The following is a 16,017-nucleotide window of genomic DNA, read 5'->3' on the forward strand; positions in this document are numbered from 1 at the left end:
CGTGTGACAATCAGTTGAGGAGTGGAGGATAGAACAATGGCATGGCTGAATCTTGCCTGCTTTATGGAGTGTACTGAGGCCGAAGGGCCGGGACGGCGTTTTGCCATATGGACACAGGGTTGTCTGCTGCGCTGTGCTGAGTGCTGCAATCAGCAGTTTCAGCCGCTCAGGCCGGCCCATATTATCAGCAGCGATGAGCTGTTTAACCGCATTTGTACTTCACGGGAGGAAAACAATATAGAGGGCATAACTCTGCTGGGCGGCGAGCCCTTTTTACAGGCTGCAGGCCTTGCACAGGTAGCGCGCAGGACTCAGGAGGCCGGACTGTCAGTGATGTGCTTTACCGGTTATGACTACAGCTGGCTGAAAAGCAGATGTGATTTCAAAGGCACCCGGGAGCTGCTTGAGCACATTGATGTGCTGGTAGACGGCCCCTACCTCAGAAACAAATCAGAACAGGTGCGCAACTGGGCCGGATCGACCAATCAGAACTTTATCTACCTGACGGACTTTTACACCAGCGAAATTGAGACCCGCCCTCAGATAGTCAGCTGCGAGTGGCGCATTGGTGCCGACGGCTCCATCACCGTAAACGGCTATCCAGCTGACATCCCTTTGAGCGCCCCACCTGACCAGAGCTGACCCGGACCATGCCGACCGCGCAGTTCACTCCCCGCCCCCTCATCCGCCTGCAGCAGCCCATTGAAGCACTGCTCCAGCAACAGCCATGACAGGCCAGGGCAATAAACCCAACAGCAGGCCAGCGGCCTTCAGCTGCACATTCAGGCCGCAGCCAGCAGCCAGCACCGCGACTCCTCCCATCAGGGGACAGCTATGCATACCCTGGGCATGGCGCAGCCATCACGGCTGCATCTCATGGCTGTGTCCCACAGCCGCGTCCCATGCCCGCCTGTAATCTCATTACTCCTGGCAGTTGCTTTCAGGCCTGGCCATGGCTGGCCTTTCAGACCACAGGCACACGCAGGCCATTCCGGACCATACCACCCCAGCCCAGCCCAGCCCGGCATGGCCAATGCGTCCTGGGCGTTTGAGCAGCGCTTGCTGGTCGTGTTGCCAGGCCAGCCTCTGCATGCAGGTCATGCAGGGCATGCAAGCCGAATGGCTTGAAGGGAGGGCAGGAGAGGCATTGCTGCAGGGGATAGAGGCGTTTGAGCCATGGCCGGTGGCGGCCATGGCTCAGGGCAGTGCAGGGCGGAAGGGATTGAGGATGGGAGGCAGGCAGAGTGGGCGGCCTGGGGGCTGAGGTCAGAACTCGGCGGCTATGGCGGCGCCTCTTAGCTGCATAATAGCGTACCTGCTTTTGTTTTGCGCGTCCTTGCGCTGCACGGCACAGCAGGGCTTAACTTCAGTCACAGCCCAGGCCCGAAGACTCTCAAAGCAACAGGTCAGCATACAGGGAGCGCAGCTGCTCAGGGGCATTGCTGCATATGGTCTGGGGACTGGTCAGTGCTTTTCGGCCCCAGATGGCAAACTTGATGTCCTCCCAGAGCCTGTCCTCAAGCCCACGGTCCGGGGAGGATGAGTGCCTTGCATTTGCATCATCATCATCGCAATCATACTCGTCATCAAAGGGGTCATCATCATCGTAATCAAGATGAGTCAGCCAGTCGCTCAGATGAGTTCGGGCCTCAAGCAGGGCCTCCAGGCTTTCCCTGCAGGCAGCAGGCTCTGCAAGGGCTTTGAAGCCAGTCAATGACTGGGTGGACAGTACGGCATAAACAAGCACATCCACAGTCTGACTGTTAATTCCCCATTTGAGCAGCATGTCTCTGACAAATTTGACCTGCAGTGAGGAGTGCTCGTCATCGCACATCTTAAGATAGTCGCAAACAAGTGGTATCCACCTGGTATCAGCCATGCCCAGGGCAAAGACAGCAAAACTGCCCGGCAGGGCACAGTCTTCATCGCTCAGGCAGGTATAAAACTCATCCTCTCTCATGGCAAGGCAGGCATAGATCTCAAGCAGCGGATGAAGCTCAGTAAAGCGGGCAGCACAGGCAAAAAGCTGATTGATGCCCTTGCGCGGCAGTCCCCTGATCGGCAGCCAGATCTTTGTTGGGCCCTTGAACTCAATGGAATAGCTGTGAGGAAAGTCTTCATGGACAATAACACTGCACAGCCAATGCAAAATGCCCTCATAACATGCAGCAGTATCAGCAAGGGCGGTGATTTTCAAAGTGCCAAAGGCATCATTGGCCTTTGCTTTGAACAAATCATTACTTACTGAAGCAAGCTCGGCAGGCAAATTTCCGGTGCCGTGCTTTTTGAGGCGATTGACCATGTCAGGGCGAATCTGACTTACCATATCCAGATAGTAGTTAGTGGATATGGTTGCATACGATGGCCCGTATACTTTGTGACATATGGCGACATGGCAGACAAAGCGGAGCAGCTGCTCATCGCAGTCAGCGGCAGTAATCCCAGGCTTGAGTTTGCACTCATGGCGGTGGCCGAAGCGGTCCGATGTGCTGTCCACGTCAAACCAGCGGTCACGAAAGGCATGGTCCAGAAATCTGTCGACCTTGTAATCAAGGTTATTCCATCGGGTACTTTTGATCAGGATGTTACAAAGCATAACAGCGAGGTCACAGTCAAAGCCTGACCGAACCATTACTTCAAGAAAGTACTGGAACAGGTCATCAGGCAGAAAGTGCCAGCCTGTTTCAGACTCCACAGTTACAGGGAATCTGTCCTTATGGAAGCGGGCACTACCGGCAATGATATCTTCAATGCACTTATCCGCCTGAGCAAATTTCTCCTCTGTGACATTATCAACACCATGGAGCAGAACATAGGGCCCCTTAAATCCAGCCCCGTCGCCAATCCTTTCAGCATTGCTGTCAGCCTTACCGTTTTTCTTGTCAGTCATGTCTTACCTCCGGATAATCAAATTCCAAAGTGTTTTTCAGCCCTGCAGGGAGGCTGTCAGTTACACATACGTGTGCGCGGCTGCATGGGACATCATTGGGCTCAGGAGATGCCCAGGTTTTGCCTCATGCCCTAAGCCAGAGCAGAGCCACAGGTATGGCCAATGCCCTGCCTTTGAGCCTGCCTTCGAGCCAGCTGATCCTGGCCCAGCTCCTGCCTCTGAGCCTGGCCCAGATCCTGCCTTTGAGCCTGGTCCATGCCAATGACAGTAGCAGATGCATGCAGCTATGAAGCAGCACGGTCTGCAGTTACTGTGGCCCTGAGGACAGCCCTGGCAGCTGCAGGCTCTTATTGTTTCAGATTACGAAGTACAGGCTGCAGCCAATGAGCAATATGCCCAGACAAAAGAAGATAAAGCGCAGCATGCCCCGGGTAAGCAGCAGATAGTCTGGTTTACCCACCGGGTCACAAAGCCAGTTCCAGTTACGCACCGAGCCCACCACCAGGATAAGGCCAAAGAGCAGCCAGATATAGTCCCGGTATTCAGAAAAAAGCCTGGTGATCAGGTCATCCATATGGGCCATGGAACCTCCATAAGATTACATAAGCCTGTCCCCTGCATCTGCAGAACTTGCCTGCATTGCCATGCGCCCCATGCTTGCGCACTTTTCATGGCAGCTGCAGCTGACTATGCAGCTGCAGCTCCAGCTCCAGCCCCAGCAGCCGGCCACCAGGGGCGGCCGGTCATGAAGGCCCTTAAGCCTCACAACAGCCGGTCAAAGTACAAACAGTCAGTGGTGGTAGCTTTAGCAGGAGGAACCTCCATTCATAGTCGGGGCGGACGCTGCATGCTCATACAGGGGTGGCTACAGGGTATCGGCATCAGACAGTTTTTAATGACTGCCTGCAGCTGTGCTGCAGAGGATTTACCAGTTAATGAATGCTCATGCTATGGAAGGCTGTCATCACTGCTGCTAAGGCCGTAGCGGCTGTCATTGCCGTGGCAGAGGCCATGGGGACTGTCATTGCCAGGGCTGAGGCCGGAGCGGCGTTTGTCACTTGCGCTGAGGCTGGGGGTTATGCTCAGGACGAAGTGGCGGCTGATCATCAGTGCCATAAAGCGACGAGGGCTGAGGATCGACATGCATTCCGGTTAGATCAGATCTGCATTTGACTTCACTGCCCATGACATCAATGCAGAACCAGTCATCACTGTCCCAGTACCAGTGTTCACAGCCGACTGAGTCGCAGCGGGCCTTCCCTTTGAGGGTAACTTTGGCCTGTCCATGCTCAAAGGGTAAGGCAAAGGAAAACTGCGGTGCTATAACCACCTGATGCCTGGCATTGGCAAAGCCCATGCGCCCATGTTCATCAACTACGCGGTACATACCCTCCGAAAGGTAGTCAGGTCCATTGTCAAAGATAAAGGGACTGACAGACTGAGCCCGCCTTTCAGCTGCCACACTGGCATCTGAACCAGCAGCTGCAGACTCATGTGCAGCAGCTGGCTCATGTGCAGATGTATCTGCGGTGGCAGTTGCAGGAGCGGGAGCGGCAGCAGCAACTGGTGCAGCAGTGAAAGCAATGACGGCAGAGCTAAGCAGGGCATAAGGATACATGCTAATCAACCTGTTGGTTTTGTAAATTGTCTCAGGCCATGGAGGTGGTACTGATACTGGCAATGACAATGGCATTGCTCCAGGCTTTGGCAATAACAATGGCATTGGTCTTTTGCAGGGGTTGTAGGAGAATCTGTCTACTGATTTTGTCCTGGTGTTTAATGCAGCGTTCCTGACAGCCGTTATTGAGCAAGACCATGGACAGTGCGCGTCCGGGCATATGCTGAGTATGTCAGGTACTTGCACTGTGCTCTGTAAAAATTTTTGTAAAGTGACATGAAAGCTGACGGCTGCCTTCAATCTTTCTGAGCAGGCGCATTCAGGAAGCTGTCTGCAGCAAGGTCTTATTTCATAAACTGAGCTGACCATGATTCTGGTCAGCTTGCCACAATATGCCTGACAGGAATGTTGCGACATGTCGGACCAGAATGTTGCAACATGTCAGAGCGGCATGTCGCAATATGTCAGAGCAGAGTGTCGCAATATGTCAGAACGGTATGCTGAAATATGCTCTGTAAAATAAAATGTAAAGTGATACTCAGGAATCATGAGCAATATGCTCATGGACCGGAAATGGCAATCAGTCCCACCAGAAGTACCACACTGATGACTTTTTGAGTACTTCGGCAAGGCTTGCCACGTTCATGCCCGGAGCTGACTGGTCAACAATGTCCGGGCAGAATGAATATTGCTCAAGTGCAAGATTACGTGCTTTTTCTGCGTCCGGGGCGACAGGAACAGTAAACTCAAGTACGTCATGACTCATGGTTGCCGGTACGGCCTGGTGCTGCTCATACCAGTACCTTGCTACGGCCATGAGCTCAGGGGTATCAGGGCATTCATTCCAGTTGCCCATGGGAATCCAGGCAAAGACCTCCCACGGGTTTTTCACCGGAATGCAGGCCAGAATAACAGGGCACTGTGAACCATCTTCGTAGTCGCCATAGGACTCAAAACTGTCGTTTGCCCAGCTGCGTCCTGGCTCTCCTATAACCTCATTTTCCCAGTTAATCTCATCGTCATCGGACTCACTGCGGCGGGTATCGATCATGTCATTGAGAACCTGACGGCCATCAGGCAGAGAGCCGTCGAGCATACGCTGACGATACTGTCTGACCATATCGCTTTTAAAGCTCAGATTATTGCTGCTGTCAGGGATGTCCTTGTCGGCGTCGGTGTTGAGCAGCATCATCTCAAAAAGATTATCGTCAACAGTGACAATTACAGGTACAAAGCCCTCAACAGCTCCGCGCTTACGGGTCTCCTGCCATGCCTTCATCAGGCGGCTGTCATCACTGGCTGGTCCAAAGAAGGTACAGGGACAGTCAAGGTAATCCATCATTGCCTGGGCAAGTTCAGAAGGGGCTTCATCATTATGTGTCACTGTCGAACTCCTTAAAATCTCAAAACATACAGCCACTAAAAGACTGAAATCAGCACTGCACTGCAGACATGGGCATCAGTACATACAGATATGAGCCTGTACCAGTACCTGCAGACCATGATATCTGGGTATGAAATCAGGTGCAAATACCATTTATGGCCCTTAAGCTGATGATATCAGCCCCTTTTAGACTCCTCTATGTAAGCCGATGATAAACGTGATCCGAATCTGGTTATATGGTCATGGCCGTGCACAGGGGATGATTAGTGGGCACAGGCATCATGGCCACATCGCTGCATTGAGGGATTTCAGTATGAGGTATTTGCCGGTGCTGGCCAGGCGGCTTGCGCGGTGTCCGGGCCGGCCTGTAGTCAGTGACAGCAGACTCTGCCTGAAGGCCATGCTGACCTGCCCGGCACGATATGAAAGGACAGTGCATACCTGGTTTTGCATGGGGGCTGGGTGCCATGGTATTGGATTGGGCAGCAGGTATGGAGTAATCGAGGGACTGGGGAGGTAAGAAAGGCGGACAGATGTTAATTTTGACTGTGAGTCTGGGGAGCAATTAACAGCTAAAATGATGCAGGACAAAATATTTGTCCAGGTATTTGATTTTGCAGCTGCGTTCTGGTACAAATAGATATTAATTATCAGGGGGGAGTCATGATTTATCAAAATCCTGCCTTGTAGCCGGAGGTGGTAAAGCTCTTTTCCCGTACTGGTCTGTAAGTGCCTTGGAGCAATTGCAGGCTGTGTCATTACTGATAATTTGCTGTGCGCAGGTCCTGGGCTGCTGTGCCCGCCGGAACATGGATACTGTCCTGTTCCATGACCTGTACTGAGGTTCTAATGACCTTAATTGTGCTGCTACAGCGCTCTGGTCGAGAGGCTGATTGAAACAGCACTGCGACTTTTTTCATACAGACGGTATGAGTTCTTTCATACTGACTGTACCTGCCATCTCCTGATTGTGTTACCCCGGCTGCTACAGCTGAGCGGTAGCGTCTCTGAACTTTCATCGATCAGAGAAAGTCTGCTACAGATTTGCAGTCATTGGATGGGACCCAAAACCCTGGTCCCCTGACCAGTATCTATCAAAGACTGTTCTTGGTTGAGTAAGCATGGACAGTCTGGCATTTTCAGATTTCTTCAGCCCTGTGCTGATTACAGCCCTTGTGGAAATGGGCAGTAAATGATCTGAAAGTGTTCTGTCTGAGAGTGTTAAAACAGACCCTGCTGTCATGCAGGCAGTCGAGAAAGCTGTCTGATATGTACAGAAGGCAAACTCAGGGACAGTACATGGACGGCAAGTCCACTGACCAAAATCTTCTTTCTCAATGTAAGGCTAAGACCTCCTGGCCGGTAACGGCTGCAAATAAGGACAGTCCTGACTTTACATCTACCTTACTCAAGAGACTTCCGAATTTCCACAGTGACCAATGGTCTTTTTACTGTAGGCAACGGCAGTAAACGGAAGGTCAAGCTGGTCCCAATGCGCCTGTCGCACCATGTGACCGCAGCATAACTGCAGAGCCGTATGACTGATGTCACCGTGCCTGCGGACTCTAAACAATTCTTACCATCATTAAATTACAGCATTGAGTTACTCGACGGTTACTGAACTTGCCCATTCCGGGTACGTCCAGAATACCGTAAAGATGCAGATGATAGTGTGGATTGGAAAATAAAGTAGATTAAATTTCTGATAGATATGGTCTGTTATTCACAGCTCGATGACCGGCTTTGAATAATCATTCAATGATCCCGTCCTTATTATATTTATGTCCTTAATACAGTTCATTTAGCTTTTAGCTGCTGACAGCTTTTGTGCCTCTGCCCTCTGGTTCCTGAAATGCTTTGCAGATCGTCAAACAGGCCTGTATAAGCCAAAAAGATCGTGCATTGTCAATACTAAGGTCAGACGCACAGCCCTGGAGTTTTGCACGCCTGGAGGCCCGAAGAAATGGTTCATTCTGATCGGACCGCTTAAGACCGGCAGAGGTTGCGCGCCTGCGCGACTGGGGCCGGGCATTAATGGCAGGCTGGCACCTTATGCACCTGCAAACTTGAACCAGTGCCGTCATGCCCTGAATTTCAGGGAATGCGGGCCTGACTCAAACGCAGCTGGTGTACAGAGTCGCTGCACGTTCTCTGTAGAGCAGAGGGCGCTTTCAGGCACATCGCGTGCTGTAGCACCATGGTCGATCACAGGTGCAACTCGTGCTCTGAGTCGAATCCTCGTAAGGCTGGTGCTGTCAGCCGGGCGCAGCAAGCCCTGCAGGGAGGCATTGCGTTGATGCATTTCGTTTCCTGCCTGCAGCTGTCAGCAAGTCCGTATTGATACCTGGCTGACAGGTACGTCCTTAAGGATTTAGCCATCAGTTTATGGACTGCAGCCGGGCCGACAGACTGTATTGAGATGCAAGGGGCGGGTTGTGTAATCTGTCTATCCTTTTTCATGCCGACTCAAGGCATGACTTATCTGCTTTTCCTTTCCAAATTCTTTTGTATTTCAAGTCCGATTCTGTAAACGCCTGCACTATGTCACATGCATGAGGCAGATTATGTGTCCTCTGTCGTCCGTACAGCTGCGCCCTGAGCGCGGCCGCAGGGTACGGGAGGGGCACGCAGGCGCTAAGCGCGCATCTAAGCGTAATGGTGGTCACTGAGGTACATACCAATGACCATACAGGATACAGAAAAGTACACTCCTGAGCCTGATATTAATAACAGTGAGCCAGAGGTTAAAGGCAATCTGTACTGGCGCATTCCTTCAGTCCAGGGCAAGCGTGACATGACTGAGGTTTTTGCCAAATCAGTACGTTTTGCTCTTGGCAAGTACAAAAGCAGCTTCCCTGAGTACTTTGATCGCAAAGGCCCCAATGCCATGTCTGATGCGGACGTTACAAGGCATTTTCTGAACAGATTCCTGTCCAACTGGGATGACATGGGCCTGATTGCTCTAATCAGCAATGTCAACATCAGACCAGATGACGTCAATGGCAATGAAAGGTTTGATGATTATTTCTGCATTCGTATTGCCGATCACCCGAACTTTGACGTTCTGCCTGATACCGTCTCTCTGTGCATTATCGGCAGCTGCCTGCGTGGAGCCTCAACACCGTTTATGCAGGTCAGACGTGCCGCCATTACCTTTGGTCAGTACTGGCCGGCTCCTTATGAGGTGATGGCTGATATATCTTTCAGACCTCTCGAGCACGGTGAGTTTCCAGACAAATATAATAATGATGATAAGAATGACAATATCCTGCTCAAGGATCGGATACTCAATCTTCCGGCCTTTGCCCTGAAAAACGCCTCCAATTTCTCCAGCTGGAACAACTTCCTCGATTTTAAGGAGAATCTGATCAAGCACCAGGCAATAGGCCTGCGCTACATCAGCTGGAATTATGATGTGCAGAGCCATCAGGTCAGATTCCTGACCGTTGCCCGTGACAGGGCTGCCATGGCGCATGTGCTGGCCGGTCTGAACCGTCAGAGTATCAATGTATACACCACTGAGGTCTCAACTGATCAGATGGTCTTCAGACTGCAGCCTGTGGCTGAAGGTGAAAACGATCGCCGTCAGGAAAACAGGAATCGTCCTGCTTTTAACGATCTGGGCCAGCTGCCTTATGGAAGGGTGGAAATTGTTGAGCTGGCAAAAGGCCCACGCTACGGCGGTGCCGGCGGCAAAGGTGGCAATGCAGCTGTCACTCATGAAATGATTGATGCAGCCCGTTCCCGTATCCAGAGCATTGCCAGCAGCTCCGGCATCAATATAGACCGTGTCGTAGTGGCTGTAGTCAGTGTCGATCCTTCTGAGCGTCTGATCGATGATCTGTCAGAGGTTGAAGAGGTGTACGAAGCTGAGCTTCAGGATCGTTCCTTTGATATCTCATCAGGATCTGGGGACAGTGACCTCTCTGTTACCTCAAGATCTGCCATTTTGTTAAAGCGTGTCTTCAAGGGCATTCCTGACGAGGGCTTCCTTTCCATATCAATGATCGGAGACATTACTCTGATTAACCGTCAGCGCACAGCCCTGAAAAAGCTTTACTCCAATGACGGCTGTTATGCACCTTATCTGGCAGGTTATCTGTTTGACATCAATTCTGCTGTGCTGCCAAGAGAGATTGAGGAGATCTCCACCTGGTATAACAAAGACCTTAATGATGATCAGAAGATGGCAGTGCGCAAGATGATCAGTGCCCCTAACATCTGCCTCATTCAGGGCCCTCCAGGCACAGGCAAGACCACTGTTATTGCCGAGGCCATCATGCAGCTTGCTGCCCGCAACAACCGCGTGTTGCTGGCAAGTCAGTCCCATGATGCCCTTGATAACGCGCTGTCACGTCTGCAGAGCAATCCGCAGCTGCAGCCTATTCGTCTGGCCCGCTTCAATGACAAAATCACTGAAGACGGTGCCGGCTTCTCCGGAGCACGGGCTCTGGGACGCCAGTATCAGTCCATTTCAGAGGCCCTGCACAGCCGTGCCTTAAATCGTTATGACGTCCTCAAAAACACAGTTACCGATCTTGAGGACTGGATGCACGATTTTTCATATCTCATAGCCGAGCTAGAAAGGGCTCATCAGTCAGCAAGGAGCAATGCTGAGCAGATTCAGATCCAGCAGCGCAACAGCAATGCTGCCAGTCTCAATCTCAGAAGGCAAAAGACCATTGACGACCGCATTGACAAAATCTCCATGGTCAGGGACTTTTTCACAGCGGTTAAGACTGTATGCAAGGCCTCTGAGGGCTCAGATGCTCTGCTTTTGAGCGATGAGCTGCAGAAAAACATGAATGCTGATATTGAGATTGCCAATATTGCATGGCCTGACGATGAGCAGATGGTCAAATCAGGCGAGGGATTCTTCGCTCTTGAACAGCTCTCTGACCTGCTGGCACAGCCTCTTCCTGCCAGCCGCGAGGACTATCACAGCCACGAGGAAGGCCGCAGTTCCATCATTGCTGCCCTGTACAGCAGGTGGTACAGCCTCAATGAGTGCCTTGCAGCCATGAAGATGGATCTTGATGATTACAAAGAGCAGGCCGCAAGAAGCAGCAGTTCATCCACCGCATCTGAAGAAGTAATGAGCCGCCTTAGCAGCCGTATCAGTGAGCTGAGGGAGCAGCTTGCTCATGATGATGACGCAGATGGAAGTCTGACCGCAGAGCTCAAAGATCTCAACACCAGACTCAACCGCATGAGGATAGGAGCAGGCCAGAGCAACGGTACTTCATTCAGGTTTGGCAACTATGCCTCCTGCTTCCCTGACTATCGTGAGATCAGCTCAAGTGATGATGTTGAGCAGGTTAAGAACTGGGTACTTGGCCGCTGTGAGCTAATTGTCAGCATCAACCGTGCTGTTGCACAGTCCATGGCCGCCGGCATTGACGCCTCCGCACTTGCCAAAGAGAAGCTCCTTGAAAGCCGCAGGCTGCTTGATGAAGCCATTGGCTCTGCCCAGAAAGCCGAGCAGGAGCTCGACAGACTCAATACCCTGCAGCAGAGGTATGAAAATTCTGCCCAGGCATGGCTTACCGCCCAGTACGAAAAGCAGCAGAAGCTCAAGGACATTTACCTTGGTCTGCCTGAGTTAAGACAGAGCTTTGAAGCACGTATCAATGCCGCTGCCAGTGTCGATGCTGCATACGCTGCCAGAGTTTCCACAGGAATTGCCATGCCGGCCTTTACCTTCGGGGTTATCAGCTGCCTTACTGAAGATGTAAGCCAGGCATTCGCCGGGGCTGACCTTGATGCCGCTGCAGAGGGAGCCGCTGCCTCAGGAGCTGCCAGATCAGGTCAGCAGGGGCCAAAGACAGTGCTGATGCGTGAGGGACAGCGCTGGCTGCTTGATGTTGATCAGCTCAAAAAGCTGCTCAATGACCAGAACTCCGTGCTTGAGCGGGTAAGACAGATGCTTACTGACTTTGAGAGCAGCCATGGAGACAGACTGCCTCTTTATCGCAGGATGGCTGACATTCTGGAAAATCCTGAGGAACGTGCTGAACAGGACTGGGCTTCCATTGGCGAGTCCTATATTAAGACATGCAACGTGGTAGCCATTTCCTGTAACGAAAATGAGCAGACCCTTACCTCTAACGGATTTGATGGATTCGACGTGGTCATCATTGATGAGGTGTCCAAGGCCACCCCGCTTGAGATGCTTCAGCCGCTTATGAAAGCCGGCAGGGCTGTCCTGGTAGGTGATCACCGCCAGCTGCCTCCTGTTTTCAATGAAGCTGACTGCGTAACTTTTACTGACCTGGTGGAAAAGCGCCAGGCAGAAAATGAAGACGGAGAAGAAGGGCAGGTCAATAAAAACTCCGAGTCCGACTTTACCGAGGAGAATCTCAGAAAGTACAAGAATCTGGTTACGGCCAGTCTGTTCAAGGACCTTTTTGAGAACAGCCCTGACGTCTTAAGACATCGTCTTAATGTCCAGTTCCGTATGCACCCTACCATCATGAACATGATCAATAACTTCTATGATGGTGCTCTCAAGTGCGGCAATCCTGGACTGAACAGAGATCATGGCCTGTCTTTCACCACTCCTTATGGCACTGAGGTCATGAGTGAGAAAAATCACGTGCTGTGGGTTGATACCACTTTTGATGAGTACGGTGACAACTATGCCCGCAGGAACAGGGATGCTCCTGGCAATGTCAACGAGGTCGAGGCGGCTCTTATTGCCCGTACTCTGGTTGATATTGAGCGCCAGTGCCTGCTCAAGGGCTACGGTCCTGCCCGTCGTCTCAAGGTGGGTGTGGTGTCCTTCTATCAGCCACAGTGCAAGGCCATACGCAATGCCCTTAGCCGTATAACCGGGCGCAGAGGCAAGTGGTTTAAGGCTATTGATGTGGATATCAATACCGTAATACGTTTCCAGGGCAAGGAAAAGCCTGTGATCATCCTGAGCATTGTCAAGAACAATGGCGGTCCAATCAGCCAGTCCTTAAGACCGGGTGGTGCCTATATTGACCGCTTTGAGTTCATCAACGTGGCCATGAGCCGTGCTCAGAACCTGCTCATTGTCTTCGGTGCCCGCAACATGCTGGAAAACCGCGAGGTCAAGCTGCCACGTATGGACAGTGCCGGAACTGACCGCGTCAGAGTTTATCAGCGCATGTTCCATTACCTTGAGTACAACCGTCAGGACGGCGTGGTCACCACCGCAGCCGATTTTGTCAAAGCTCTTAGAAATCCTGATGGCTCGGCAATAGATCTGAGCAAGCAGGCATCTGCTGCACCAAAGGCAGGTTCATACGGCCGCGACCAGTCTTATTCATCCGGTCGTGGCAAGGGCTGGTCTGACAGCCGTGGCTGGTCAGATGGCAAGGTCCGTAGCTGGTCCGATGGCAAGGGAAGATCAGGGTTATCTGGCAAGAGCAAGGCAAAGAACAGATTTAAGGAGTAAGGTCATGAGCATCAAAGATGTTAAACAAAACAGGGATCTGCTGTCTTTTGATCTGGTCACATACGCACAGCCTTATGTAGTCAGATATGAGTATTCAGCCCTGAGATACATGAATGTCCCTGAGGAGCTTGTGCTGTCCGTAATGTGCGATCCGGCCCTCAGAAACAGCGGCTATGGCAATTATCAGTGGCATGACCTGGCAGCCAGCCTGTATATCAGAGATGACTTTGTCATCAATGCCCTCAACTCTCTTATTGAGGAAGGCTCACTTATCAGGAAGTCTGGAGGCAGCGCAGAGATTTCCGAGCTGGGCTCTCTCATGGTCAGTGATTTTGCTCCTACTGAGCATGCTCTGTACTTCTACAGACAAAAGCGTGTAGCCAAAAAGCCGGTCCAGAAAGAAGAGCAGCTCTATTACTGTCCTTTAAAAAACAGCTTTATCAATGCTGAAGAAGCCAGCAGTATCGATGCTTGCAGTTCCGATGTGCCTGGCGCATCTGCTGACCAGCGCCTGCAGCTGCAATGGCTGCCTGCAGGACTGGACAACGCTGCAGCAGCTAAAGCTGGCATCAGAATATATCCTGGCAGCGTTAAAGGCATTCCGGCCTCACTGCAGGCTACTGTAAATGTGCTCGACACCATGGCCCGCTCATGGTTTACATCAGCCAGCTGGTACTCAAAGGAGTTGGCGCTTAATGAGGACAAGCTCCACATAGTCCAGGCTGACCGTGATCCTGTCCTGGTCGCAGCTTCCATCAGAGTGCAGCTTGACCGCAACAACGCCATCTCCCTGTACTCAGGTCAGCGCATGGCCAGGGAGTTTATCAGCAAATCCGATGAAAGCATGCTTCTTGACAGTGTGGTAAACCAGTTATTTTTACTCAACGAGCGTCTTTTTGATCGTGCCTGCGCTGCGCGCGGCGGCTCAGCTGCCAACGCCACTGCAGGCGCAGAACAGGCCGTCCGCTATGTCATGCCTGAGTGGGTGCGTGCCGAGCCGTCCTTTACGGCGGCCCATCTGTTTGCCTTTTCAGATACAGGCAGCTGTGAGGTCAGAGCAAATCCTGGCATGACCTGCTGGCGCTATGCCTCCCTTAAGGACAGCGCTGTCATCATATGCAGTGACACCATGCTGGCAAGAGTTATGGGACAGAGCGACGCAGGTGCCTCACAGCAGGATATGGTAAGTGTTTTCTTATATGAGCTCATGAAAATACGTGAGCTCAAAAGACTGACTACCACTTTCATTGTGCTGACAACAGTCGGAGCGGCTTCGGCAAATGCTGCAGCGGCAGTCCATGCCATAAGCGCAGCCTGCAACGCATGGCCGAAGGCGGGTTTTATCCTGCGTTCAGCTGGTGATATCAGTGAGCAGCTGGCTCAGAGTGCAGGCAGTTCTGACAAGAGCAATATGAAAGGCATTTCTGCCAGTTGCTGGTCTGACTTTATCTCAACGACAGATGCGTATCTGGCTCTGGTAGACCTGCAAAGTGATGATTGCCATATCCTGATGCCTGAGCTTATGGAGTGTACTTTTGCCGGTCAGTCCCTGGGTATTGAGGTTGCTGATCTCTGGCAGATGCCTTATCCGGATGTGCTGGGCCTGCCGGCCTTTGCTGACTGCAGCATTGAAGAGCTGTCGGTACTGGAACGTCTGTCAGGTCATATCAGCCTTCATAATCACATTGGCAGCCTGACCGTGCAGAGGATAGCTGATCTGGCCGACAGAGGATTTATCAGAGCTGATACCCTGCCTGACAGATTCTTTGACAAGCTGTACTCAGTCTCAACTGTTGAGCAGGTCAAACAGCTCAATTCTATGGTCTACAGCAGCTACGGCCGCAGAAAGCTCTCGCTTAAGTCCTTTGCCCCTGAGCTCAGCTGCGAACTGCTCAAGGCTGCCTGTTACCCGCTGATGGGGTCGTCAGCCCGCTCAGGTGGAGTTGGCCGTGGCTCAGCCGGAGGAGCGGCCCGTGGGGCTGCCACTGGCGGATCTGCTGCCATCAGGGACGGTGCCGACAGCGAGTTTATGCTGCTCAATTTTGATATTAAGGAGTTTGACCTTCTGGTAAAGCTCACCAGCTTTGTCAGCAGCTTCACCATGAACAGACCGTCTGAGCTTATCTCCCATAAAGAGCTGTGGCCGGTGCTTGCTCAGCCTGATGAGCTGTACCTGAAAACCATGGAGATGTGCGGCGAGCAGGCAAAGGACGTGCTTGATGTGATTTTTGAGCCGGTCAGGAGTCTTAATACGGCTCTTTTCAAGGTATTTGAGCCTTATGACCCAAGGCACAGCTGGGCTGTTCTGGACACCAACTATGTCATCAAGTTTTCAGATACCATTGCCCGCCTGTCCACTAAGCACAATATTGTTATCCCGGTTACTGTGGTCGATGAGCTTGACAACATCAGTCACTCTCCAAAAGAGTCAGAGGAGCTTAAGAAGAAGGTGGCCCGTGGCGTCAGGGAGATTGAAAAGCTCAAGGACAGGGCAAAGCATGTCAAATGCCCCGAGTTTATGCTTGAAATGGTCAGGAGCATACGCAGTGAAACCAATAAGGACGATCTTATTATCGGCACTGCATTGCAGTACATGTTTAACGACGTGCTGTTCCTCTCTGATGACAAGATGGCCAACTCCAAGGCAAGTCAGCTGGGCCTGAAAACCCGCAACGATCTGTAGCGGCAACCGGCCTCATGCC

Annotated in this window: 8 protein-coding genes; 3 read left to right on the forward strand and 5 right to left on the reverse strand. The window is 51.9% G+C overall.

Annotated features, from left to right (window positions below):
- The first annotated feature begins 36 nt into the window (after nt 1-36).
- The gene (locus MXE39_RS01535; protein ID WP_246976472.1) at nt 37-642 is read left to right on the forward strand and encodes a 4Fe-4S single cluster domain-containing protein; all 606 of its coding nucleotides are present in this window, start codon (nt 37-39) and stop codon (nt 640-642) included.
- A gap of 751 nt (nt 643-1,393) precedes the next feature.
- Here the strand turns inward: MXE39_RS01535 and MXE39_RS01540 are convergent.
- The 5 genes from MXE39_RS01540 to MXE39_RS13060 all read right to left on the reverse strand — a co-directional run bounded on the left by MXE39_RS01540 (nt 1,394) and on the right by MXE39_RS13060 (nt 5,892).
- Nucleotides 1,394-2,890, reverse strand: coding sequence for a DUF6138 family protein (locus MXE39_RS01540; protein WP_246976475.1), 1,497 nt, complete (start codon nt 2,888-2,890; stop codon nt 1,394-1,396).
- A gap of 355 nt (nt 2,891-3,245) precedes the next feature.
- Complete coding sequence (locus tag MXE39_RS01545) at nt 3,246-3,473, reverse strand: hypothetical protein (RefSeq protein ID WP_246976478.1); 228 nt, start codon at nt 3,471-3,473, stop codon at nt 3,246-3,248.
- Between the two features lie 471 nt (nt 3,474-3,944).
- The gene (locus tag MXE39_RS01550; RefSeq protein ID WP_246976481.1) at nt 3,945-4,508 is read right to left on the reverse strand and encodes a WG repeat-containing protein; all 564 of its coding nucleotides are present in this window, start codon (nt 4,506-4,508) and stop codon (nt 3,945-3,947) included.
- 31 nt (nt 4,509-4,539) lie between these two features.
- Complete coding sequence (locus tag MXE39_RS01555; RefSeq protein ID WP_246976484.1) at nt 4,540-4,707, reverse strand: hypothetical protein; 168 nt, start codon at nt 4,705-4,707, stop codon at nt 4,540-4,542.
- Nucleotides 4,708-5,088: 381 nt separating this feature from the next.
- Entirely contained in the window at nt 5,089-5,892 is an 804-nt protein-coding gene (locus tag MXE39_RS13060) for a DUF4253 domain-containing protein (protein WP_246976487.1), read from the reverse strand.
- A 2,680-nt stretch (nt 5,893-8,572) separates the two neighbouring features.
- Here MXE39_RS13060 and MXE39_RS01565 point away from each other — a divergent pair.
- Both MXE39_RS01565 and MXE39_RS01570 read left to right on the forward strand, forming a co-directional pair.
- Nucleotides 8,573-13,315: an AAA domain-containing protein gene (locus MXE39_RS01565; protein ID WP_246976492.1), complete on the forward strand. Its 4,743-nt coding sequence runs from the start codon at nt 8,573-8,575 to the stop codon at nt 13,313-13,315.
- Between the two features lie 4 nt (nt 13,316-13,319).
- Nucleotides 13,320-15,998: a PIN domain-containing protein gene (locus MXE39_RS01570; protein ID WP_246976495.1), complete on the forward strand. Its 2,679-nt coding sequence runs from the start codon at nt 13,320-13,322 to the stop codon at nt 15,996-15,998.
- The last annotated feature ends 19 nt before the right edge of the window (nt 15,999-16,017 follow it).

Source organism: Anaerobiospirillum sp. NML120511 (assembly GCF_023050955.1).
GTDB lineage: Bacteria > Pseudomonadota > Gammaproteobacteria > Enterobacterales > Succinivibrionaceae > Anaerobiospirillum.

Coding starts and splice junctions, on each gene's coding strand:
- MXE39_RS01535 (WP_246976472.1), top strand. CDS start 37: ATGGCATGGCTGAATCTTGCCTGCTTTATGGAGTGTACTGAGGCCGAA.
- MXE39_RS01540 (WP_246976475.1), bottom strand. CDS start 2,890: ATGACTGACAAGAAAAACGGTAAGGCTGACAGCAATGCTGAAAGGATT.
- MXE39_RS01545 (WP_246976478.1), bottom strand. CDS start 3,473: ATGGCCCATATGGATGACCTGATCACCAGGCTTTTTTCTGAATACCGG.
- MXE39_RS01550 (WP_246976481.1), bottom strand. CDS start 4,508: ATGTATCCTTATGCCCTGCTTAGCTCTGCCGTCATTGCTTTCACTGCT.
- MXE39_RS01555 (WP_246976484.1), bottom strand. CDS start 4,707: ATGGTCTTGCTCAATAACGGCTGTCAGGAACGCTGCATTAAACACCAG.
- MXE39_RS01565 (WP_246976492.1), top strand. CDS start 8,573: ATGACCATACAGGATACAGAAAAGTACACTCCTGAGCCTGATATTAAT.
- MXE39_RS01570 (WP_246976495.1), top strand. CDS start 13,320: ATGAGCATCAAAGATGTTAAACAAAACAGGGATCTGCTGTCTTTTGAT.